Source organism: Vagococcus salmoninarum (genome assembly GCF_003987495.1).
In the GTDB taxonomy this organism is placed as follows: Bacteria; Bacillota; Bacilli; order Lactobacillales; family Vagococcaceae; genus Vagococcus_D; species Vagococcus_D salmoninarum.
Window position 1 is genome coordinate 1 of sequence record NZ_NGJU01000012.1, and the last position, 23,662, is coordinate 23,662.

Sequence of the window (23,662 nt, forward strand, 5' to 3'; positions counted from 1 at the left end):
CTGTGACCTCTTGCGGTGTAAACTTATTAATTCCCATTTGTGTCACTTCCTTTTTTATTTATCATACAAAAATACCCTACAGAAGGCACGCTTTTTATTTCGTGTCCATTCTATAGGGTACAGTTTAAATTAGCTAGTAGGTTGACTTTTTTTATTTTAAAATCAGGGGCGAGTCTGGTACATCATAGCCAGCTGCCGTAATCGCTTTAAGGTAAGCACTTAAAAAATCCGCTTGAACTTTGTATTGGGCGCCGTTTAACGTATAGATGGAAATTTTTATGGCGACTTGGCCATTTCCTAAGTCGCTTAAGCCGAGATTATCAGGACCACTTTGAATTTCCGGGTACTTAGGTACTAATTCAGCATTGACCTTTTCGATAATTTGATGAATGTCAGCAAAATCAGTATCAGGTTTTAAGCGAATCTTAATCAGAGCTTGCATGTTCTCTCGAGACAGATTACTAATAATCGAAATGTTACGATTAGGAATGAAGTGTAAGGTACCATCTAAACTTTTGATTTTAGTTGTCCGGAGACCAACGGATTGGACAGTTCCTTCAATGCCATCAATTTTAACGAAATTACCAACATCAATTTGGCGTTCTAAGATAATAAAAAAGCCAGTTAAAAAGTCATTGATAAAGCCTTGGGCGCCTAAACCAATGGCGATTCCGGCAATCCCGGCACCGGCGATTAGGGAGCCAACGGGAACACCGACGACTGTTAAGATCGTATAAAGCAAAATGAAATATAAAAAATATTGAAAAGTATTACTCGTTAAACGATGAAGGGTTTCAATCCGATTAGTGCTGTAACTTTCTTTTGTTCGGTAATTATTAAAGCCCCGACGGATCAGGGTTAAACCGATTTTTTTAGCACTTAAAATAATCACAATGGCGATTAAAATGACGATACCTTTTGAAATGAAACTAGCAATTAAACCATCCCAGTCGATTGAATCCCAAAATTTAGTGAAAGCATTAACTGTTTTAGTCGCTTCTTCCGTTAAAGTCCCTTCACTCGAGTTAACTGTTGAGCTAGTTAAAAAATATTTGTACATAATAACAACTTCTTTCTTGTATAAGCTATTTATACATAGTATTGTATCAGAAAAGAAGTAACCTAAGCTACTTTTTACTTAATGAGTCATTTATGATTGAGAAATTAATAATTAGGTGTTATGCTAAAGATAGTTATTATTTACAAACAGAGAGGGTAATGTATATGACAGGTGGAGAAGTGGCAGCAATTATTGCCGCAATCGCTTTTGTGATTTTAGTAGTCGTCATTATAATATGCTGTGTGATGATTATCCCTAAAGTAACAAAAACAATTGAAAAATCAAATGCAGCAATTGATAAAGCGACAGTAATTTTAGATGAAACCAGTGTTACGATTAACTCAGTAACCAAAGATATTAACGTATTAACTTATCAAGTCGAAGAGCTATTAGTGAAAAGTAATGATTTACTGGCAGATGTTAACCAAAAAGTCGAAACAATTGATCCCTTGTTTGCAGCAGTGGCAGACTTAAGTGTGAGCGTTTCTGATTTAAACGCTTCGAGTCGCAATGTAGCAAGCAAAGTCGGGGTTATTAGTAGTAATGCTGCCAAAGCCACAGTAGCTGGCAAACTAAGTAAAACAGCAATGAACTTTTTCAAAAAATAAAAACTAGTGGAGGATGACATTATGAGCAAAAAATCAGGTGGATTTTTATTAGGTGCAGTTATTGGAGGAACAGCGGCAGCAGTCGCAGCCTTATTATTAGCACCAAAATCAGGTAAAGAATTAAGAGATGAATTAGCGATTCAAGCCGATGATTTCAAAGCCAAAGCCTACGATTACGGTGAGTATGTTCAAGAAAAAAGTTATGAATTTACCGACATAGCTAAAGACAAAGCGTCTGATTTTACTGAGCAAGCAACAGAATTTGCTGGGACAGTCAAAGATAAAGCGACGAAGGGTTCAGAAGAAGCCTTATCTTCATTCAAAAAAAATACAGATGACCTGTCTGATAAATTCAAAAAAACAGCAGCAGAAATTGAAGACAAAGGGTTAGATCTTTTAGCTGAGTTTGAATCGAAAAGCGAAGACATTATTCTCGATGTGGCTGAAGTTGCCGAAGAGGCGAAACTAGCGGCTCAAGATATTAAGGCTGATATTTTAGAAGAAAACGAATAAGCATAAAATTGCTAGTCAATAAAAAGTTTGTGAAAGAAGAGATTATTATCGATCTCTTCTTTTTTTTATGGTCTTTTGAAAACTTTCGGACATTTTCATGAAAAAACAGATTAAAACGCTTGCAAATAATGAGAATATTTGTTAATCTTAAAATTGAGAAATGTAAACTGCTTTTTCAGAAAATGAAAAATGTTATTTTAGTTATTAACAAAGACTGAGAGTGTCTTTTAAAAGGAGAAAATAGAAATGGAAAAACAAACAATCACAATTTATGACGTTGCTAGAGAAGCAAATGTCTCAATGGCAACAGTTTCACGGGTCGTTAACGGCAACCCAAATGTTAAACCAGCAACAAGAAAGAAAGTTTTAGAAGTTATTGACCGCTTGGATTACCGTCCGAATGCTGTCGCTCGTGGCTTAGCAAGTAAGAAAACAACGACTGTCGGTGTTATTATTCCTGACGTTAGTAATATTTATTTTTCTTCACTAGCTCGTGGGATTGATGATGTTGCCACAATGTATAAATATAATATTATTTTAGCTAACTCTGATGGCAATGATGAAAAAGAAGTCAATGTTTTAAACAATTTATTAGCTAAACAAGTCGATGGCGTGATTTTTATGGGTCACCATATTACTGATGCGATTCGTGGAGAATTTTCACGATCTAAGACGCCAGTTGTTTTAGCTGGTTCAATTGATCCAGATGACCAAGTCGGCTCAGTCAATATCAATTACCGTGAAGCGACGAAAGAAGCGACGAATTTATTAGCAAGTACTGGTAACAAAAGTATTGCCTTTATTAGCGGTTCGTTACTCGATCCGATTAATGGTAAAGAGCGTTTAGCTGGTTATAAAGAAGCCTTAAAAGAAAACGACTTAAAATTCAGTGAAGGACTAGTTTTTGAATCTGAATATCAATATAAAGCTGGTGAAAAACTAAGCGAACGGATTATCAATAGTGGAGCAACAGCTGCTTACGTTGTTGATGACGAATTAGCTGCAGGGATTACCAATGGCTTAATCGATAGCGGAGTTAAAGTTCCTGAAGACTTTGAAGTTATTACGAGTAACAACTCAATCTTAACGGAAATGGTCCGACCTCGTTTAACAAGTGTCACACAGCCTTTATATGATATTGGCGCTGTTTCAATGAGACTGTTAACTAAATTAATGAATAAAGAAGAAATTGATGAAAAAACAGTTGTCTTACCTCATGGAATCGTGAAAAAAGGATCAACTAAATAAAGTCTAAAAAAAAGTGGTAACCTCAATGGTTACCACTTTTTTTAGTTATCTTTATCATCGTCTTTTTTGTCTTTGTTTTCTTCTTTTTTGTCTTCTTTTTTATCTTTCGGTTTTGGCGGAGTCACAGGTTTAGGTTTAACGTACATACTATCCCAAGCTGATTTATAATTACCATCAGAGCCACCAAGACCAAAACGGAACTCAGGAGTTGTTGGAGGGTTAACCGCCCAAAGAGAAGTGATGTCTTTGCCATTATCCGTTCGAGTATAACCATCGATCGTCATATTGCCTTTTTTCTGACCAGTGATATTAGAAACCGTTGTTTGAACCACACTCGAATCAAGTTTGAACTCTTGACCAACACCAAAAGCATCAGAATTCGCTTGATAAGCCGCATTGGCTAAGTAAGCCCATAAGGTCATATTCGTATCACCCATAGATGGAGACATCGGTGTTGTGTCTTTAGAGTAACCAATCCAGCTAGAAACAGTAATCGTCGGTGTTGAAGCGATGAACCAAAAGTCACCATAAGATTGTGAGGTTCCTGTTTTACCAACCCAGTCAGCATTGACGACATAACTACCAATATTATTTAAGGTGCCTTTAGCTTGGGTACCTGTACCAGAATTTAAAACGTCTCGCATCATATCAGTCATAATTGACGCGGTTGCTGGTGAATAAACATCAACTGGGGCAACTTTATGTTGATAAATCACGTTGCCTTCATTGTCAGTAATTTTTTCAATGGCGTAGCCTTTGGCGTACTTGCCATTATTTGCTAATGTTGCAAAGGCATTAGTTTGTTCGAAGACTGTTGGACCAGTATCCGTTCCCCCTAGAGGAATCGATTCATAACGAAGTTCCGCATCAGTCATCGGAATATTCATTTTTTTATAATACTCGCCTGGGTCCATCCGTTCTAGGACTTCGTCGTAAAGATTGACGACTGGAATGTTTAAAGATTGTTTTAATGCTTCTCGGACACTAACAAATTTGCCAGAACCAGAGTTTGCGTAGTTTTTTAAATCATCGCCACTGCGATATTTTCTTGGGAAATCAGACAGCATTGATTCTGAACCAATCAACCCTTGATCAATTGCTGGCCCATAAGCTAAAAGGGGCTTAATGGTTGAGCCTGGCGACCGGCGGGTTTGAAAGGCGTGATTATTAGTATTTTTATTATAGTCCCGGCCACCAACAAACCCAAGGATACGTCCTGTTTGGTTGTTCATCACGACACTACCAAGTTGGATTTGATCGTCATAAACATACTGAGGAACGACATTCCGAGTTGTTTCTTGAAGAGCAGAGTAAACACTGCGATCAATCGTTGATTGAACAGTATAACCACTTCGGCGCAGTTCTCGTTCAGCAATTTTATAGTATTTTTCTTGAAGGGTCGGATTTTCTTCAATGTCAGCTTTTTTTAAGCCGTCTTCTTTGTAATAAGTTGGCATTAAAATCTGAACCGCTTCATTTTGTAAATAATAATATAAGTAACCATTCGTTTCATCAGAAGCACTTTCGGTTTTTTTGAAATCTTTCGTTAGATCATAAGCAATGGCTTCTTCGTACTCTTTTTTGCTAATGTATTCTTCCTTATATAAGTTATAAAGAACTTGATCTTTACGTTTTAAGCCATGAGACAAGTCTTCTTTCAACTCACCAAGGTTAGTATAAGGGGAGTAGTCAATTGGACTTTGAGGCAGGCCAGCAATAAAGGCAGCTTGGGTAAGTGTTAACTCCGCAGCTGTAGTATTAAAGATGCCTTTAGCCGCTTCTTGAACTCCAGCAATGTTTTGGCCTTTATTGTTCCGACCAAAAGGTGACACATTTAAGTAAGAAGTAATAATTTCATCTTTTGAAAAGAATTTTTCAACTTGAAAGGCCAAAATGATTTCATTGGCTTTACGTTTATAAGATGTCTCACTTGTGAGGACTTGCTGTTTAACTAACTGTTGAGTAATCGTTGAACCACCAGAGCTACCGCCAATTCCTGTGGCATCAGAAACAAGGGCACGAATGACAGCTTTCGGAACAACCCCTTTATGGACATTGAAGTATTCATCTTCAGTGGCAATTAAAGCCTGTTTTACTAATGGCGAGATATTTTTTGAACTAACATTTGTGCGAATTAAATCAGACTTAATGTCAGCAATTTTTTCACCACCAGCATAAGTGATACTGGAAATTTGTTCAACATCGGTAATTTTGGCTTGGAGTTCTTTTTTATCGGGGACGGCAGTATCAGATACAAGGTAAGCAAAGTACCCTATACCAACTCCCGCAACGAGCATTCCTAACAAAAAACCTAGGGAAATCATAAAATAGGTCAATGATTTCATGACTTCAAATGTAACGTTGAAGGCAAAAGCTAACTTATCTTTTGTCGTGCCTTCACTTTCAGAGAAATTACCACGAGCTTTAGTGATGGCACCTTGGACTTTCTCTTTGATATTTTTATTTAACAAGAATCATTCACCTCAGAACTTTTAGATATATCGCTTAATTATAGCAAAAATCAGAGACAATGCCTAGTCTCTAAGGTCAGTAACAGGAAACCTTAAGAAATTGTCACTTTCAAAAGATGATTTTTCTGAAAATGCCTTTCCTTTATTAGACATATCAGTTAAGATTAGTAATGATAATAAGATTATTAGGAGGAGTAAAATGAGCACAGATTTTTTACAAGAATTGAAAGACCGTGGTTTAGTCTATCAAATCACTGATGATAAAGCATTAAGCCAAAAACTAAAAGAAGAGTCTGTTAAACTCTATATTGGTTTTGATCCCACGGCTGATAGTCTACATATTGGACACTTACTGCCTATTTTAACTTTACGTAGATTTCAACAACAAGGCCATGTTCCAATAGCATTGGTCGGTGGCGGTACTGGTATGATCGGTGACCCATCATTTAAAGATGCTGAAAGAAGTTTAAATACTGCTGATACAGTCCAAAATTGGTCTCTAAGCATTAAAAATCAATTATCACGTTTTATCGATTTTGATAATAAAGAAAATCCTGCAATTATTGCTAACAACCACGACTGGTTAGGCAGTATTTTAATGATCGATTTTTTACGTGATGTTGGTAAACACTTTACAATTAATTACATGATGAGTAAAGAGAGTGTCAAACGTCGGATTGAATCAGGGATTTCATATACTGAATTTGCTTACCAATTATTGCAAGCCTACGATTTCGTCCAATTATATGACCGCCATGATTGCCTACTACAATTAGGTGGTAGTGATCAATGGGGAAATATTACTTCCGGCATTGAATTATTACGTCGTGAAAAAGAAGTCCAAGGTTACGGTTTAACGATGCCCCTAATCAAAAAAGCCGATGGCACAAAATTTGGTAAAACAGAAGGTAACGCTGTTTGGTTAGATGCTGACAAAACGACGCCTTACGAATTTTACCAGTTCTGGTTTAACACAGACGATCGGGACGCGATTAAGTTTTTAAATTACTTTACTTTCTTATCTTTAGAAGAAATTGCCGTGATTGAAAAAGCCTTCGAAGCAGCACCTGAAAAGCGTGAAGCACAAAAGGCCTTGGCCAAAGAAGTGACTACCTTAGCACACGGAGCCGCAGCTTACGAGCAAGCAATCAAAATTTCAGAAGCCTTGTTCAGTGGCGATATTAAATCACTGAATGGTGAAGAAATTAGTCAAGGCTTTAAAGATGTTCCTAACTACGAAGTCAAAGAGGAAGATAATCAACAACTAGTCGAACTATTAGTGACCTCTGGTTTAGTAAAATCGAAGCGTCAAGCTCGGGAAGATGTCCAAAATGGGGCAATCTACGTTAACGGTGAACGTCAACAAGAGTTAACTTACGAATTAACCTCAGATGACAAAATTGATAATCGCTTTACAGTTATTCGTCGTGGTAAGAAAAATTACTTCTTACTTAAATTTTAATGACTTAAAACAGTTAGATTGTTAGTCAGTCATTCAGAGACTATCAGAAAGACCTTTCTAGTTAGAAAGGTCTTTCCTTTTTCTTTGAGCAATAAGATTGTTTGCTTAAGGAAAAACCTCTACAATTTAGAAAGTAATCAATCAAAAGTAAAAATCCTATTTAAAAAAGATAAATAGTGGTTTATTCAGGGGGAATAATAGATGTTAATTGGATCTCATGTTAGTATGAGCGGTAAAAAAATGTTATTAGGGGCAGCGGAAGAAGCCGCTAGCTACGAAGCTAGTACGTTTATGATTTATACAGGGGCGCCTCAAAATACTCGTCGTAAAGCCGTGGAAGAAATGAATATTGAAACAGGCCAACTCTTTATGAAAGAGCATGGGTTAAGTGATATGGTTGTCCATGCCCCATATATTATTAACTTAGGGAATACGATTAAAACAGAGAACTTTGGTTTCGCCACCCAGTTTTTAAGAGATGAAATTGTCCGTTCTGAAGCCTTAGGAGCGACACAAATCACGATGCACCCAGGTGCCCACGTTGGTGCTGGTCCAGAAGCGGCGATTCAACAAATCATCAAAGGTTTAAATGAAGCCTTGACGAAAGAACAGATTCCGCAGATTGCCTTAGAAACGATGGCTGGCAAAGGGACAGAAATCGGCCGCTCATTTGAAGAAATTGCTGCGATTATTGAAGGGGTTAAGTATAACGAAAAATTATCAGTGACCTTAGATACGTGTCATATCAATGATGCTGGTTACGATGTCAGTGATTTTGATGAAGTGCTAGCAGAATTTGATCGGATTATTGGCTTAGACCGTTTGAAAGTTATTCACGTCAATGATTCTAAAAATCCTCGTGGTTCTCATAAAGACCGCCATGCTAATATTGGCTTTGGGACAATTGGTTTTGATTCCTTAAATAAAATTGTTCACCATCCGAAATTAGCGACATTACCGAAAATATTAGAAACACCATATGTTGGTGAGGACAAGAAAACGGCTAAAGCCCCTTACAAACATGAAATTGCCATGTTAAAAGCTGGCGTATTTAATGAAAACTTGCTAGAAGATATTACAAATAGTATCTAAAAGACAAGCTTTTGTCGGGAATTAAAAAAAGATTTCATTATTTGACAGATTTAACTTTTCATTTGAGCGCTTTTTTAGTACAATTGTTTATTGAGAGTACAAGTTGAAAGGAAGGAGAGATTAAGATGAATACAGGTTTAGTTATTTTATTAGTAGTTGTAGCTCTAATACTAGGCGCAGTTGGTGGTTTCTTTTTGGCGCGTAAATATATGGAAGATTACTTGAAAAAAAATCCTCCCGTTAACGAGGATATGTTACGTATGATGATGATGCAGATGGGTCAAAAGCCTTCTGAGAAAAAAATTCGTCAAATGATGCAGAATATGAAAAGTCAGGCTGCAAAACCAGACAAAAAATAATATTCGTCAATCAGTCGTATGAAGGTCTAAGCGGGCAGAATTTTTATCTGCTCGTTTTTTTGCACCTAAAATAAAACGAATGTATGTTTGGCTTATGTGAGATAGTAAAACAAGGTTTATTAAATGGTTCTGTGACAAATGTCAGGACTGGCTAGTTACAAGTAGGGAGAGTGAAGAGAAAGTATGAAAATTTTTAGGAAGCTCGGTTGGTTCTTTAAACAAGAACGTAAATCGTACGTCATTGGCGTTGTGTCATTAATCTTAGTGTCATTGCTACAAATTGTCTCACCACGAGTCATCGGGATCGTCATCGATGAGATTGCCGAAGGAACCTTGACAGCACAAAAGCTAGTTCTATGGGTAAGTATCGTGATTGGCGTCGCTATTTTACAATATATTTTACGCTATATTTGGCGGACGAATATTTGGGGCAGTGCCGCTAAATTAGAAAAATCTTTAAGAAAACAATTATTCCACCATTTTACCAGAATGGATAGTGTCTTTTTTCAAAAATACCGGACAGGGGATCTAATGGCTCATGCCACTAATGACTTATCAGCCATTCAAAATGTGGCTGGTGCGGGGATTTTAACCTTTGCTGATTCTTTAGTGAACGGCGGGGTAACGATTATTGCAATGATTATTTTTGTCGATTGGCGTTTGACGTTAATTGCTTTACTACCATTGCCTTTACTAGCTTTTACGTCACGAACTCTGGGAAGTAAGTTACACAGTGCTTTTAGAGAGTCTCAAGAGTCTTTTTCAGCAATTAACGACAAGGCCCAAGAAAGTATTAGTGGCATTAAAGTGATTAAAACGTTTGGCCAAGAAAAAGAAGACATTGCGGACTTTGATCAAAAGATTGATCAAGCAATTGTTAAAATTAATAAAGTTAATATTTTAGATGCCTTGTTTGATCCAATTATTACAATTGTGATTGGTTTGTCTTATATTTTAACGATTATTGTCGGGGGCACCTTTATTATGAACGGTGAAATCACAATTGGTCAGTTAATTACTTTTATTGATTATATTTCAATGTTGATTTGGCCAATGTTTGCCATCGGTCGCCTGTTCAATGTTCTTGAACGAGGAAGTGCTAGTTACGACCGGGTGCAAGAATTACTTGAGGAAAAATCAAGTATTGTTGAAAAAGCAGATGTCCTTGAGCAAGGGGCAGCAGGTCGCATAACATTTAACATTAAAAGTTTTAAATACCATGACGATCAGCATGATACTTTAAAAGACATTCACTTTGAAATCGAAGAAGGTCAAACGTTAGGAATTGTTGGTAAAACGGGTGCAGGCAAAACGTCAATCTTAAAATTATTAATGCGTGAGCAAGACACTTATGAGGGGCAAATCACTTTTGGTGACAATGATATTCGTGATTACTCCCTAGATGGGTTATTGATGGCAATTGGTTATGTGCCGCAAGATCATTTCTTATTTTCAATGACGATCCGGGACAATATTCGTTTTGCCTACCCAGAAGCGACTCAGGCAGAAGTTGAACAAGCGGCTGAGTTAACAGCGATTCATGAAGATATTTTAGGAATGCCAAAACAGTACGATACGATGGTTGGCGAACGTGGGGTTTCGTTATCTGGTGGTCAAAAACAACGCTTGTCAATTGCGAGAGCCTTAAGTGTGAATCCGGAATTATTAATTTTAGATGATGCGTTATCAGCAGTAGATGCTAAAACCGAAGAAAAAATCTTAACGAATTTAAAAACTGTTCGAGGAGATAAAACGACCATCATTGCAGCCCACCGTTTAAGTAGTGTGATGCATGCGCAAGAAATTATTGTTATCGATGAAGGGCGAATCATTGAACGTGGCAATCATCAGTCCTTAGTCGCCCTTAATGGTTGGTATGCCAGAATGTACGAGCAACAACAATTAGCAGCTAAAATCGAAGGAGGTGGCGTCTAATGGCGGAAGAAACAGAATCAGCTTGGGGAAAATCAATGCCGATGAAAGAGCAAGTCTCAATCGTCAAACGCTTACTAACTTACACTAAACCTTTTAAAGGCCAATTTATTGTAGCTATCGCCTTGGCGATTGTCTTATCAATTATTAATATTATGATGCCTAAAATTATTCAAGTTTTTATTGATGATTATTTAAAGCCTCAAACAGCCACAACGGAAATTATTTTCTTCTTTGCCTTCCTGTATTTAGTAGGTACAATTATTAAAGCCGTCGTGTGGTTTTTCCAATTTTATTTATATTCAAAAGCGTCATTAAATACGTACCAGCATGTTAGAAGTACCTTGTTTAAAAAGTTACAAACAATGGGGATGAGGTATTTTGATCAAACGCCAGCCGGTTCAATTGTCTCCCGAGTGTCTAATGATACTGAGTCGCTATTTGAATTTTGGTACGTTTTCTTATTCGTCTTAACAGGAATTTTTAGTGTTATTACAGCCTTTATTGCGATGTTTATAATTAACCCAACTTTAGCGCTACTATGTATGCTCTTTTTACCAATTTTGTTAGTCATTATTTGGTACTATCAAAAATTTAGTTCGCGAGTTTACCGAAACATGCGGGAAAAATTAAGTCAGTTGAATACTAAATTAAATGAATCGATTTCAGGCATGAGCATCATTCAACAATTCCGCCAAGAAAATCGGTTAGAAAAAGAATTTGAGAAGACGAACGACGAATACCTCCAAACCCGTTTCCAAATGATTCGGACTAATTCTTTACTATTAGCACCAGTCATTAACTTACTTGTAGCAGTTGCGATTGGTTTAGTTTTAGGATACTTTGGGGTAATTTCATTAACTAGTCCTCTAGAAGTCGGCTTAATCTTCGTCTTTATTTCTTATGTCCGGGCCTTTTTCCAACCGATGATTAATATGATGGACTTTTTAAGTGTCTTTCAAGATGGCATCGTAGCTGGCAGTCGGATTTTAAAAATTATGGATCATGAAGAAGTAGCACCGCAACAAAAAGCGGATGCCGACGCTAAAATTATCGAAGGGAAAATTGAATTCAAAAATGTCAGTTTTTCTTACGATGGCGAGCACAATGTTTTAAATAATATTAGCTTTACGGCTAATGCTGGTGAAACAGTGGCTTTAGTCGGTCATACCGGTAGTGGTAAAAGTTCGATTATCAATGTGATGATGCGTTTCTATGAGTTTTATGAAGGTGAAATTTTAATTGATGGGCAAGACATTCGTAACTTCCCAATGACAGAGCTTAGAAGCAAAATGGGCTTAGTCTTACAAGATGCCTTTATGTTTTATGGCGACATTGCTGGTAATATTCGAATGTTGAACAAAGACATTACTGATAACCAAATTCGTGATGCTGCAGAATTTGTCCAAGCCGATAAGTTTATCGAAACTTTACCAGGTAAGTACCATGCCAAGGTGATTGAACGAGGGGCTAGTTATTCAAGTGGTCAACGGCAATTAATTTCTTTTGCTCGAACAATCGTCACTGATCCGAAAGTCTTGATTTTAGATGAGGCAACTGCGAATATCGATACGGAAACGGAGAGCTTGATTCAAGCTGGTCTGGCGAAGATGCGCCAAGGACGGACAACTTTAGCGATCGCTCACCGTTTATCAACAATTCGCGATGCTAATTTAATTTTAGTGTTAGACAAAGGTAAAATTGTAGAACGAGGCACTCATGAGCAATTAATTGAACAAGGTGGACTTTACTACGACATGTACCGTTTACAAAAAAGTGAATAAAAAAAGGTCGTGACACTGTCACGGCCTTTTTTTGCCAGGCTTAACATGGCTAAAGTTTGCCTCTGAATCAAAGTTTTCCTCAGCGACTTTCCAAAGTCCGCCTTGACCTTGGTAATCGTTGTTTTTTAAGACAGTCTCTGAAGCTAGTCCTTCTTCCGAAACAATTAGGAGCTGGGAGTCAGACTGGTGAAACTGATTGTTTTCTATCAAGACATCATTCACATTAAATTGGATTAACAGTTGGCCGCCTTGGAGGTCAGTCAAGTCGTTCTTCAATAATTGATTGTCACTGATTAGCACCTTTTTAACACCGCCTAAGCCCTTTTCGTAGCCGCCAATGGCTAGTCCGGTGTAAGTATTATTCAGCAGTGTATTGTGGCGAATGGTTACGTTTTTTGCAAACTTACGAGGGTGTTCACTAGCAACTTCAATGCCGATATCACTGTCAGTGACGTAATTGTTTTCAATTAAGATGTCCTGGCCACCATCCACATAGATGCCGCCAGCTCCAAGACTACCGGCGTATGCCGGATTAGTTTGGCTAGAAATCTTTTTTAAGCGGTTATTACGAATAATCCCATGACGAGCCACATCATTGATTCGACTCGTTTTTTCGTAACCGATAATATCAATGCCAATATTATCGGTGTCGTGAATCTCATTATCATCAATTAAAAAGTTAGAAACATTGCCATTTAAAGCAATGGCTTCGCTAAAGCCTAAAGTTAAATGATGGAGATGATTATTTTTTAGGCGAATGTTTTCAATCTTTTCTTCACCATAGATGGCGATTCCGTGGGCATTGCCATTTTTAGCTGTCGTTCCTAAGTTCGTAATTGTGACATTTTCAATTAAGATATGACTAGATTTGCCTGAAATACTAATGCCCTTTGGGGTAATGTCTTGGGAGTCAGTCCAAAACGTTTCTAAACTTAAATTTCTAATAAAAATGTGTTGCTGATTGTTAATAGCGATCAGACTGTCCTGTTCTTCAGTAGGCAGACTTTGTAAAGAAGTTACTTTAGTTGAGCTGCCTTCAATAATAATAGGTTCCCCTGGTGTTCCTGATGTCTTTAACGCTAAAGATTCTTGGTAATCACCAGGGGCAATTTTAATGGTCGTCCCTGGGGTGGCACGATTAAGAGCTGCTGTAATAGTTGAAAAAGGTGCTTGTTCGGAGCCCTTGCCTTTAGTAGAAGCCTTTTGATCAACAAAGAGGATCTGTTTTGGATTGGCATAGAGGCTGTCAGTCTGAGGGGCGAAAATTCCTGTGGCTGGTAATTCAGGCGGCACCGTTAATAAAGGGTGATCCAAAGTTAAAAGTAGCCAGAGGGCAACGCTTAGACCGCTTAGAGCAAGGGTGAATAACATCAAGTTACGTTTCATTGGCGACCTCCAAAATAGTTTATAGTTAGGACTAAAAAACAGCTTCTACAATTAGAAGCTGTTTTTGGTTTAAGTAATTGTCGATTTGGTGCGCCAAATTCCGGAACGCCAACGGTAAATCATTAAAACGCTCCGTAAGACTTCGTCAATGGCATAGGCTAACCAGACACCGACTAAGCCCATTTTGAAAATGATGGCTAAAGTATAAGAGAAGGGCAAACTGATCACCCAGAGGACGATTAAACTACAAATTAAGGGGTATTTCACGTCGCCAGTCGCATTTAGAGCACTGACCATAACCATATTAATTGAGCGGGCAGCTTCTAAAACAATATCAACAATAAAAACGATTTTAGCAATTTCAATGACCTCTTGATTCGTCGTAAAAATACCCATAATCGGTTCGATGAAAATCAACGTTAAGAGACTGATTAGGAGAGAGCTGACGGTAGCGATCACAATCGTCCGCATACCACGGGTATAGGCCCGATCGTATTCTTTAGCGCCCACATTCCGACCGACAATAATTTGATTACCTTGGGCTAATGAAGCGGCCACTAAGTAGACAAACTGAGTAATTGCCGTGACGTAAGATTTGGCGATTAAGACGCTTTGACCTAATGAAGCAACGATCATTGTCACAACTACTTGAGCCGCTTGGTAAGAAAGGGACTCGCCAGATGAAGGCAGACCGAGAGTTAAAATGTTTTTTAAGTCAGGCAAAGAAATATTTTGCTTATCTAGTTTCAACACATTAAAACTTAAATGCTTATACAAAAGTCGACTAGCAATAATTAAACCAGTCGTATTACCAACGACACTGGCCATGGCTAAACCATTAACACCAAAGCTAGGAATTCCTAAGGGGCTATACAAGGCAACGTAATTACCTAGGACGGCAATCACACTGGAGACCATGGGTATCATTAATGCTGGGCGAGTTAGTCCGTGGCTTCGCAGGACGGCAATGATTGTTGCTGAAATAGCGGAAACAATTAAACTACCACCAAATATTCGGACGTAACCTGTGCCGATTCCGACTAAGGTTTCATCTAGACGCATAAAACGTAGCAGTTGTCCTGGGAAAATAATAAAAGTTAAACTTATCAGTAAACCGATTAAGATGGCACCGACTAAAGCGCTAGTGATGATTTTCGGAATTTTGTGTTTCTTTTGAGCACCGATTAATTGCGCAATAATAATTTGGGTACCAACGGTAATAAAGCCATAGACGAACACCGATAAATTGAGTAACTGATTGGCTGCACCAATGGCTGCCACAGCTGGCTCTGAATAATTAGAAATCATAAAGACATTAATATTGCCGATAACTACTCGTAAAAATAATTCCACAAAAATTGGCCAACTCAGGAAAAAGAGCTCTTGGTCTGAGATGGAGAGACGCGAGGAAAGCTTCATAGACAAATCTCCTTAGATAAATCGAATTTAAAACAACAAGCTAGATAAAAAGACGCTTATTGCTTAGTTTAAAGATTACTACCTTAAAGTCAAGAAGATAAAGGGACTTTTGTAATCTTGACAAAAATAAAAGGAGATGTGACAAAAGCACATCTCCTGGATCGGACAGTTAATCACCCAAACCCACCCTCATTATCTTAATTAATATCTGGTAGTAAGTTGTTATTAATAAATGGTCACATGTGACGTGTCTTGGACTAAGTTGTAAGTTTAGGAATCGAACCTAAGGCCTGTCCCAGAGCCTGCCCATAAGAGTGTCTTAGGTAGACACAAAACCTTGATATTCCATTAGGATAATTACCAACTAGCTGTTATTCAGCTAATTCAACTGTCCAGTTAATGCCTTGAATTTGAGTGTCCAGTTGGCGAAAGGCTTTAGACAACTGATCAATTTTCTTTTGAAAGTCAGCAATACTTACGGTCACAGTCATCTTGATTTCTGTACGTGTTAATCGGTAATCAGCTTCATTGGCATTTTCAACGATTGTCGAAAGGAGTTGCCGGCTTTTTAGAAGATCATCCCGATCGATTAGAGCATCCCCTAAAGTCCGACCATCTGGTAAGAGTGCCAAAGCATTAGTTCGGTGAATTTGTTTGATCAGCCTAGTTAATTGTGAACTAATTTCTTCAAACTCAAGGAGGAGAAGATTCGGATCTTCATGGGGGGGTTCACCTTCTTGGGTTTTTAAATTTTGGAGAATCCGGTTCCGTAAGTTTTCGGATTTTTGTTGGTACTCAGAACGTAATAATAAAGCTTCTGCTAATTTCATGACTAAGAGCCTCCCATCGATTAATTACTAAATATAGTTTATCACAATTAGGGGAGAATCAATAAATTCTTGCTTTTCACTAATGTTCGAAAATGAAAAACAGATGAGAAAAACAAAGTTTAATTGTTTTTTCACAATCTTTTTGATATATTGGTTGTGAAATAGGTAACAAGAAAACCAAGGGGGAGTATGACATGAAAAAAATTAGTATTGGGTTAGTTTCACTTTTCTCAGTCCTGTTATTGGCAACTGGCTGTAGCAGTGATTCAAAAGAGAAAGCAACGAATGAGACAAAAGCAACAACGGAAAAATCTGAGGTGACATCAGGTGCTTCAGAACACGAGAAACTATCATTAGATGAATTAAAAGATAGTTATGATGTCATTATTATTGGTGCTGGTGGTGGTGGCATGGCAGCAGCTATTGAAGCGAAAGATGCTGGCTTAAACCCAGTTATTTTCGAAAAAATGCCAGTAGCTGGGGGCAATACTTTGAAAGCCTCAGCAGGTATGAATGCTTCTGAAACAAAATTTCAAAAAGAAGCAAAGATTGAGGATACTAACGAGAAGTTTTACGAAGAAACATTAGCTGGTGGTAAGGAAACGAATGATCCAGAATTATTACGTTACTTTGTCGATAGCTCTGCTGATGCGATTGATTGGTTAGATGGCATGGGGATTACTTTAAACAACTTAACAACTACAGGTGGTATGAGTGTTAAACGAACTCACCGTCCAGCTGACGGTTCAGCTGTTGGTCAATATTTAGTAGATGGTTTGCTTCGTAATGTTTACGAAAGAGAAATTCCTCTCTTTACTGAAGCCGACGTTAAGGAAATCATTGAAACAAAAGGTTCAGTTAGTGGGGTTCGCGTTATCTTTGAAGGTGACATTGAGAAAACTATTACAACTGATGCAGTGATTGTCGCAACAGGTGGTTTCGGTGCTAACTTAGACATGGTTACCGAGTACAACAAAGACTTAGACGGTTTTGTCACGACTAACCAAAAGGGTAGTCAAGGTGACGGTATTAAAATGGCTGAAAAAATCGGAGCCGCGACTGTGGATCTGAAAGAAATTCAAATTCACCCAACAGTTGAACAAGAAACGTCATTTTTAGTTACTGAAGCCGTTCGTGGCGAAGGAGCTATTTTAGTTTCTCAAGCCGGCCAACGTTTCATTAATGAACTAGAAACTCGAGACAATGTTTCAGCAGCGATTATTGCCTTACCAGAAAAATCCGCCTACTTAATCTTTGATGCTGGTGTTAAAGAACGGGTAACAGCGATTGATTTTTATGAAAAACAAGGTTTTGTAAAATCAGGCGAAACAGTTGCTGATTTAGCGAAAGCCATTGAAATCGATGATAAAGCATTGGCAACGACTTTAACTAACTGGAACAAAGCTGTGGCTGAGCAAGCTGATACAGAGTTTAAACGGGAAACTGGGATGGACAATGATTTAGCTAAAGGACCATTTTACGCCATTAAAATTGCCCCTGGGATTCACCATACAATGGGCGGGTTAAAAATTAACCCTCAAGCCGAAGTTTTAAAAGCTGACAACTCAGTAATTAAAGGTCTTTATGCAGCTGGGGAAGCAACAGGTGGTTTACATGGTGCTAACCGGATTGGTGGTAATGCCGTAGCTGATATTATTATTTACGGTCGTCAAGCAGGAACCCAAGCAGCAGCTTTTGTGACTGCCAATAAATAAAGAGACATTCAGAGACAGTTAAGGAATCCAAACCTTAATTGTCTCTTTTTTTAGCTATTTAAAGGACTAAAATTAAAAGCATAAGGGTAGACAAACAATCAACTAAAAGGTAAAGTAATAATAGAATTTGAATGGAAAGAGGATGTTAAATTATGCGTGACGTAATCATTATCGGGGCAGGCCCCGGCGGAATGACCGCAGCCTTATATGCTTCAAGAGCCGACTTATCAGTGCTTGTTTTAGAAGGTGGCTTACCAGGGGGGCAATTAAATAATACAGCAGAAGTTGAAAACTATCCTGGAGTAGGGATTATGCAAGGCCCAGAACTTGGGGAAAAAATGTTGGCTGATTCAAGTAACTTTGGGGCTGAACACGCTTATGGTTTTGTGACTGGGATTGAAGACCATGGCACATTCAAAAAAGTTATCACTGAAGATGAAACATTTGAGACGAAAGTTGTGATTATCGCCGCTGGTTCTGAGCACCGTAAATTAGGCGTAGTTGGCGAAGAAGAATATAGTGGCCGGGGTGTTTCTTACTGTGCCGTCTGTGATGGACCTTTCTTCCGTAATAAACACTTAGTCGTGATTGGTGGTGGCGATTCAGCAGTTGAAGAAGGTAGCTACTTAACTCAAGTTGCTGAAAAAGTTACAATTATCCACCGTCGTGATGCGTTAAGAGCCCAAAAAATCTTGCAAGATCGGGCATTTAAAAATGAAAAAATCGACTTTATTTGGAACAGTACCGCAGAGGAAATTCTAGGTAATGACATGCAAGTCAAAGGCTTACGCCTGAAAGATACACAAACCGGTGAAACTTCCGAAATTACTGCTGATGGCGTCTTTATTTACGTTGGATTAGATCCTCTAACAGCTCCTTTTAAAGGCTTAGGAATTACTGATGAGGAAGGGTGGATTCCAACGAATGAAAAAATGGAAACCCGGATTCCTGGAATTTATGCCGTCGGTGATGTCCGTGCCACTGTTTTACGCCAAGTAGCAACAGCTGTTGGTGATGGTAGTATCGCTGGTCAAGAAGCTTACAAATATATCGAAGCAATGAATGATTAAACATGTTAAAATAGAAGCAACCAAATAGGGAGAGAAATCTTCCTATTTTTCTATGTTTAGGAGGTCCCTTAAATGACGTATGAGCATCGCTTACGAGCGTTAATTAAAGCAACACCAGCATTAATGGAAATTCTAGAAATTGTTGAAAGCTTACATTTAAAAGAAGGCTGTTTGTGTGCCGGTGCCTTGCGAAACACCCTTTGGAATCAGTTGACTGGTGCTAGCTCAGAGCTGCTTTCAGATATTGATGTGATTTATTATGATGATCAAGTCCCTTATGAAGAGAGTGTCACTCTACAGACTCAACTAAATCAAAAACATCCCACCTTTGAGTGGGAAGTTAAAAATCAATATTACATGGGTTGCCATCACCCCGCTCAGAAACAGTATCAGTCGGTTTACGAAGGGATTGCCCATTTCCCTGAAAGGTGTACTGCCATTGGCGCCCGAAAAAAGGGCTCTGAGATTGAATTAATCGCCCCTCATGGCTATCATGATCTATTCAATTTAGTTGTGGCCCCCAGTCCTAGCTACCGAGAACAGCCGCATTTTTTAAAAGTTTATCAAGCACGGGTCGCTAAAAAAAACTGGCAGCAACAGTGGACAAGTTTAATTATTAAAGACTTACCTAGGGAGGGAAGCAAATGAAAAGTTGTGGCGTGATTGTTGAGTATAACCCTTTCCATGCTGGTCATAAATATCATTTAAGTCAGGCCCGTCAAGTTAGTGGGGCAGATGTAGTTGTCGCTGTTATGAGTGGCAATTTTTTACAACGAGGGGAGCCAGCAATTATTAATAAATGGCTTCGGGCTGAAGAAGCTTTAAAACAAGGGGCGGATCTAGTCATTGAATTACCTTTTGCCTACGCTGTCCAGTCCGCCGATTATTTTGCGACTGGGGCAGTTAAATTGTTGCAAGGGCTAGAAGTCGAAAACTTGTGTTTTGGCACTGATAATCAAGAAGACTTAGATTATCAAGGGTTTGCAGCCTTTCATCAAGAACATTTAAGTGAAATCGAAACAACCTTCAATGCTTTGAAAAATAATGGGATGAGCTATCCTCAGCAAATGACCGCCGTTTACCGCCAACTCTATCCAGAGTGGCAGTTAGACTTTACATCGCCAAATCATATTTTAGGAATGGCTTATGCCAAAGCTAATCAAGTGTACCAGCAGCCAATGAACTTATACCCGATTCAGCGGGCAGTTGCTAACCACCATGAGGAAAAGATTCACTCTCAAGAATTTGCTAGTGGCACAGCGATTCGGCAAGCGGCTTTTCGCCAAGAGCTCAGTCAAGTGGAAAAAGTAGTAACGGCAGGGAGTTTTGCAAGTCTCGCTGGCGAATCCTTAATTTCTTGGGAAGCCGCTTGGCCCTTGCTTAAATATCAATTACTAACGCGTTCACTGACGGATTTAAGAGAGATTTATCAAATGGTTGAAGGATTGGAATATCGCTTAAAAGAACAAGTTAATCAAGCCAAGAGCTTTGAAGAATTTGTTAGTTTAGTGAAAACGAAACGTTTTACTTGGACAAGAATTCAACGTTTATGTACTTATGTCTTATTAAATGTCAAACAAACTGAGATTGAAGCAGTCTGGGAAAATAGCTATTTAAGAGTTTTAGGCTTTACAGAAAAAGGCCGAGAATTTTTAAGCCTTAAAGGGAAAGGAAGTTCATTGCCACTGATTAGTAATGTCAGTCAAAAAACTGAGCAACAAGTAGCCTTGGATATCCGTGCCGGCCAAGTCTATCAGCTCTTCTCAAGCCATTTACCGGAACAAGATTATTATCGTAAACCGCTATATTTAAAAAAAGATTAGAAAAAATGTCGGTTATGTAAAAAAAGCTTAACAAAACTTGAAAATATCAGTATAATGAATAAGGATATCAGACGAATTAAGAAAAGAGATGAATAGTATGGGACGTAAGTGGGAGAATATTAAAGAAAAAAAAGCCGCTAAAGAAGGAAAAACAAGTCAAGTTTATGCTAAATTTGGGATTGAAATTTATGTAGCTGCCAAACAAGGTGAACCGGACCCCCATTTAAATCAAAAATTACAATTTGTAGTAGATCGTGCTAAAACATACAATGTACCAAGACATGTCATTGATCGGGCGATCGAAAAAGCTAAAGGCAGTGGCGATGAGACTTATTTAGAGCTCCGTTATGAAGGCTTTGGCCCAAATGGCTCGATGTTAATTGTCGATGCTTTAACTAATAACGTTAATCGCACTGTTTCAGAAGTCCGAGCAGCCTTTGGTAAGAATGGCGGTAACATGGGTGTTAGTGGTGCCGTTGCTTATATGTTTGAGAACACGGCAGTCTTTGCTTATGAAGGCGATAATTCAGATGAAATGTTTGAAAAACTTTTAGAAGCAGACATTGAAGTTAAAGACGTATTAGAAGAAGCTGGTCAAGTGATCATTTATGCAGAACCAGAAGATTTTAACAATGTTAGAACATTTTTGAAAGAACAAGGTGTGACGGAATTCACTGCGGCAGAATTAGAAATGATGGCCCAAAATGAAGTGACTCTTGAAGGTGATGATTTAGTTAGTTTTGAAGGCTTAATCGATGTGTTAGAAGACTTAGATGATGTCCAAAAAGTTCATCACAATGTTCAAATGGATTAATAATGTTGAAGTGAAGGCAGAATTCGTTCTGCCTTTTTTTGTTTGGAAAAATCCCTTCACTTAATTAGGCCATTTGCTTTTAGTTGCAAGCTGCTCTTGTCGATATTTTTTGCGAAAGCGATAGTAGGCAGCTAATTCCCAACTACCAAGGAGGAAGGAAACGAGCAGTAATAAGGTAAAAGATTGTTTAAATAGTTGAAAGTTAAAAATCAAAGCGAAGAAAGTAATGACTAACCAAAAGAACATAATTATATTACAAATATAATCAATTTTTCGAATCAAAAAAAACTTTTTATTAGCGGCGTCGTAATCTTTCATAATGACCTCCTGTTGAAATGTTGATGATTCGTATTATACTAAGGCAACTTAATAAAGTAAATAAGAATAATGATTTTCAAATGAAAGGGACAGAGCTAGCTTAAGTTAAGCGAGTTAGTGTTCTGAAAGCTAAACTTTCGTTTATTTTCAATTTATTCGGTATAATTTAATTGAAAGAGGTGGATCAAGTGTTTAATCAATACAATCAATTATCAGAAGTCCGAGAAGTCATCGCTAAGGAGCAATTAGTTTTTCTTTATATTGGCCAAGAAAACTGTAGCGTCTGTCATGGACTGAAGCCACAAATCGAAAAAATTATTGCAAATTATCCGGAAATCGCAACAGTCGAACTAGATGCAATCAAAACTCCAGCTGTGGCAGAAGCGTTTCAAGTCTTAGCGGTACCAGTTTTATTACTATTTGTGGAAGGTAAAGAGTATTTACGGAAAGCCCGAATTGTTAATATTAGTGAGTTTAGCCAACAATTAGAAAAAATTGTCTTAGGTGTTCGTTCAATGAATCAAGAGTAATTTTTTTATAAAAGATAGGAATACTGAAGGCTGAGATTGATGATTGAAAGCTTTCAGTATTTTTTTGTATATTTTAGTTCATAAATGTAAAAAAACTAAAGAAGTTAGAATTAAGTAAGAGTCAAAAGATTCAAAAAAACCTACACAAAAAGTTATTTGAACAAAAAAATACTAGGAGAGAGTTTAAAAATGAGGTATAATCGAACTATACCAAATAAATGGAGGGGATCGATTAAATGAATGGCAGTAAGATAGATGCAACGGAATGGCTTAATTCGGAATTGTTTATTAATAATACGTTACCATTTCTATTTATTATTATCGGTTTTTGTTTTTTTGGTGTGATTTTACTCGGATTATATGCGAATAAAAGCCGTTTTAGAACAATTGCCTTAATTTCATTTACCGTTTGTGGTTTGATTATCGGCAGCTATAGTTACTTGAAAGTTCAAACGTTAAAAGGTTTTAATGAAATCGCTAGCAACCAATCCTCAGCGATTAGAGATCGGCAAAAGAAGCCTTTCATTTACGAATACTCTAAAAAACGCCATGGCGATCAACTTGACGTTTTAAAATTAGACAATTTACATTTTTACGATAAAGAAGTTGTAATCGATGATGAATCAGTGACTTTCTTAGGGAAGACTGAACATATTTACTATATAAAAATTTACAATAACTTATATAATCTTAATTTAAGCTCACCAAATATTGAGTTCAAAGAGGATTACGACAAAGCGGTCAGAACAGGCTTTAGCTATAAGCTTAATGATAAAGCCTTTAGTGAAATTGGTTTTTACCCAGAAATTGGTCCCGTTTATACGAAAATCATTGTCCCATTGAAATTAAAAGACATGGAGTACGTGGATTTAGATGAACGTTCCAAGACGTTAGAGTTTTAAAAGTTAGCCCATGTAGTAACCTTTCAACAGCATAAAAATTCTTTTGAAGGAGTGGCAGAAGTGACTTCAAATTCCAAGGAAGTAAAAAGAGCGTATGTGATTTTTGGTATGTCATTACTTTGGTCTTTAGGTTTTATCTTTAGTCAAAAAAGAGGGGATAGTAGTTTAATTTATCATTACTTATACGTTGTCGGTAGCTTATTTTTAGCTGCGGCAGCATTGAGTCAAATGCGCAATCTGCAACTGCTAATCGTTAAACTACTGGCCGTCCTGATTTTATTAGTCACCTACTTGTTAGTTTTTCTATAAAGGCCTAGTTTAAAAGG

The 23,662-nt window shown here is 37.7% G+C and carries 22 protein-coding genes; 16 read left to right on the forward strand and 6 right to left on the reverse strand.

The annotated features are described in order from the left end of the window. Window positions 1–151 precede the first annotated feature (151 nt). Window positions 152–1,060: a mechanosensitive ion channel family protein gene (locus CBF35_RS08530; RefSeq protein ID WP_126780118.1), complete on the reverse strand. Its 909-nt coding sequence runs from the start codon at window positions 1,058–1,060 to the stop codon at window positions 152–154. Window positions 1,061–1,224: 164 nt separating this feature from the next. On the opposite strand from CBF35_RS08530, the gene CBF35_RS08535 reads away from it, so the two are divergent. From CBF35_RS08535 to ccpA, 3 genes are all read left to right on the forward strand, one after another. Then, window positions 1,225–1,668 (forward strand): DUF948 domain-containing protein, encoded by a 444-nt coding sequence (locus tag CBF35_RS08535; RefSeq protein ID WP_126780120.1) that lies wholly within the window; start codon window positions 1,225–1,227, stop codon window positions 1,666–1,668. 21 nt (window positions 1,669–1,689) lie between these two features. Then, a complete protein-coding gene (locus CBF35_RS08540; protein WP_126780122.1) occupies window positions 1,690–2,181 on the forward strand; it encodes a YtxH domain-containing protein in 492 nt (163 codons plus the stop codon). Between the two features lie 246 nt (window positions 2,182–2,427). Next, window positions 2,428–3,429: a catabolite control protein A gene (gene ccpA / locus CBF35_RS08545; protein WP_126780125.1), complete on the forward strand. Its 1,002-nt coding sequence runs from the start codon at window positions 2,428–2,430 to the stop codon at window positions 3,427–3,429. A gap of 41 nt (window positions 3,430–3,470) precedes the next feature. Here ccpA and CBF35_RS08550 read toward each other — a convergent pair whose 3' ends face one another. Continuing rightward, window positions 3,471–5,900 (reverse strand): transglycosylase domain-containing protein, encoded by a 2,430-nt coding sequence (locus CBF35_RS08550; protein WP_126780127.1) that lies wholly within the window; start codon window positions 5,898–5,900, stop codon window positions 3,471–3,473. A 199-nt stretch (window positions 5,901–6,099) separates the two neighbouring features. On the opposite strand from CBF35_RS08550, the gene tyrS reads away from it, so the two are divergent. The 5 genes from tyrS to CBF35_RS08575 all read left to right on the forward strand — a co-directional run bounded on the left by tyrS (window position 6,100) and on the right by CBF35_RS08575 (window position 12,529). Next, entirely contained in the window at window positions 6,100–7,362 is a 1,263-nt protein-coding gene (gene tyrS, locus CBF35_RS08555; protein WP_126780129.1) for a tyrosine--tRNA ligase, read from the forward strand. A 201-nt stretch (window positions 7,363–7,563) separates the two neighbouring features. Beyond that, entirely contained in the window at window positions 7,564–8,454 is an 891-nt protein-coding gene (locus CBF35_RS08560; RefSeq protein ID WP_126780131.1) for a deoxyribonuclease IV, read from the forward strand. A 125-nt stretch (window positions 8,455–8,579) separates the two neighbouring features. Beyond that, window positions 8,580–8,813 carry a YneF family protein gene (locus tag CBF35_RS08565; protein ID WP_126780133.1) on the forward strand — a complete coding sequence of 78 codons (234 nt, stop codon included), beginning with the start codon at window positions 8,580–8,582 and terminating at the stop codon, window positions 8,811–8,813. Between the two features lie 183 nt (window positions 8,814–8,996). Further along, window positions 8,997–10,748 (forward strand): ABC transporter ATP-binding protein, encoded by a 1,752-nt coding sequence (locus CBF35_RS08570; RefSeq protein ID WP_126780135.1) that lies wholly within the window; start codon window positions 8,997–8,999, stop codon window positions 10,746–10,748. Then, window positions 10,748–12,529, forward strand: coding sequence for an ABC transporter ATP-binding protein (locus tag CBF35_RS08575; protein ID WP_126780137.1), 1,782 nt, complete (start codon window positions 10,748–10,750; stop codon window positions 12,527–12,529). The genes CBF35_RS08570 and CBF35_RS08575 overlap by 1 nt, the downstream gene beginning before the upstream one ends. 18 nt (window positions 12,530–12,547) lie before the next feature. Here CBF35_RS08575 and CBF35_RS08580 read toward each other — a convergent pair whose 3' ends face one another. The 3 genes from CBF35_RS08580 to CBF35_RS08590 all read right to left on the reverse strand — a co-directional run bounded on the left by CBF35_RS08580 (window position 12,548) and on the right by CBF35_RS08590 (window position 16,164). Next, entirely contained in the window at window positions 12,548–13,915 is a 1,368-nt protein-coding gene (locus CBF35_RS08580) for a right-handed parallel beta-helix repeat-containing protein (RefSeq protein WP_126780139.1), read from the reverse strand. Window positions 13,916–13,984: 69 nt separating this feature from the next. Continuing rightward, the gene (locus CBF35_RS08585) at window positions 13,985–15,334 is read right to left on the reverse strand and encodes an MATE family efflux transporter (protein WP_126780141.1); all 1,350 of its coding nucleotides are present in this window, start codon (window positions 15,332–15,334) and stop codon (window positions 13,985–13,987) included. 371 nt (window positions 15,335–15,705) lie between these two features. Beyond that, window positions 15,706–16,164: a DIP1984 family protein gene (locus CBF35_RS08590; RefSeq protein ID WP_126780143.1), complete on the reverse strand. Its 459-nt coding sequence runs from the start codon at window positions 16,162–16,164 to the stop codon at window positions 15,706–15,708. 194 nt (window positions 16,165–16,358) lie between these two features. Here CBF35_RS08590 and CBF35_RS08595 point away from each other — a divergent pair, with 194 nt between their 5' ends. The 5 genes from CBF35_RS08595 to CBF35_RS08615 all read left to right on the forward strand — a co-directional run bounded on the left by CBF35_RS08595 (window position 16,359) and on the right by CBF35_RS08615 (window position 21,586). Next, window positions 16,359–17,879, forward strand: a complete 1,521-nt coding sequence (locus CBF35_RS08595; RefSeq protein ID WP_126780145.1) for a flavocytochrome c — start codon at window positions 16,359–16,361, stop codon at window positions 17,877–17,879. 152 nt (window positions 17,880–18,031) lie between these two features. After that, on the forward strand, window positions 18,032–18,949 hold the full coding sequence (trxB, locus tag CBF35_RS08600) for a thioredoxin-disulfide reductase (protein WP_126780147.1): 918 nt from the start codon (window positions 18,032–18,034) through the stop codon (window positions 18,947–18,949). A gap of 72 nt (window positions 18,950–19,021) precedes the next feature. Beyond that, complete coding sequence (locus CBF35_RS08605; RefSeq protein WP_126780149.1) at window positions 19,022–19,597, forward strand: nucleotidyltransferase family protein; 576 nt, start codon at window positions 19,022–19,024, stop codon at window positions 19,595–19,597. Beyond that, window positions 19,594–20,772 (forward strand): nucleotidyltransferase, encoded by a 1,179-nt coding sequence (locus CBF35_RS08610; RefSeq protein ID WP_126780151.1) that lies wholly within the window; start codon window positions 19,594–19,596, stop codon window positions 20,770–20,772. Before CBF35_RS08605 ends, CBF35_RS08610 begins: the two co-directional genes overlap by 4 nt. A 97-nt stretch (window positions 20,773–20,869) precedes the next feature. Then, window positions 20,870–21,586, forward strand: coding sequence for a YebC/PmpR family DNA-binding transcriptional regulator (locus CBF35_RS08615; RefSeq protein ID WP_126780153.1), 717 nt, complete (start codon window positions 20,870–20,872; stop codon window positions 21,584–21,586). Window positions 21,587–21,646: 60 nt separating this feature from the next. Here CBF35_RS08615 and CBF35_RS08620 read toward each other — a convergent pair whose 3' ends face one another. Beyond that, complete coding sequence (locus tag CBF35_RS08620; protein WP_126780155.1) at window positions 21,647–21,904, reverse strand: hypothetical protein; 258 nt, start codon at window positions 21,902–21,904, stop codon at window positions 21,647–21,649. Between the two features lie 188 nt (window positions 21,905–22,092). Between CBF35_RS08620 and CBF35_RS08625 the strand changes: the two genes are divergently transcribed. The 3 genes from CBF35_RS08625 to CBF35_RS08635 all read left to right on the forward strand — a co-directional run bounded on the left by CBF35_RS08625 (window position 22,093) and on the right by CBF35_RS08635 (window position 23,645). Beyond that, on the forward strand, window positions 22,093–22,434 hold the full coding sequence (locus tag CBF35_RS08625; protein ID WP_126780157.1) for a thioredoxin family protein: 342 nt from the start codon (window positions 22,093–22,095) through the stop codon (window positions 22,432–22,434). Window positions 22,435–22,670: 236 nt separating this feature from the next. After that, complete coding sequence (locus CBF35_RS08630; RefSeq protein ID WP_126780159.1) at window positions 22,671–23,336, forward strand: hypothetical protein; 666 nt, start codon at window positions 22,671–22,673, stop codon at window positions 23,334–23,336. Between the two features lie 60 nt (window positions 23,337–23,396). Next, window positions 23,397–23,645, forward strand: a complete 249-nt coding sequence (locus CBF35_RS08635; protein WP_126780161.1) for a hypothetical protein — start codon at window positions 23,397–23,399, stop codon at window positions 23,643–23,645. The last annotated feature ends 17 nt before the right edge of the window (window positions 23,646–23,662 follow it).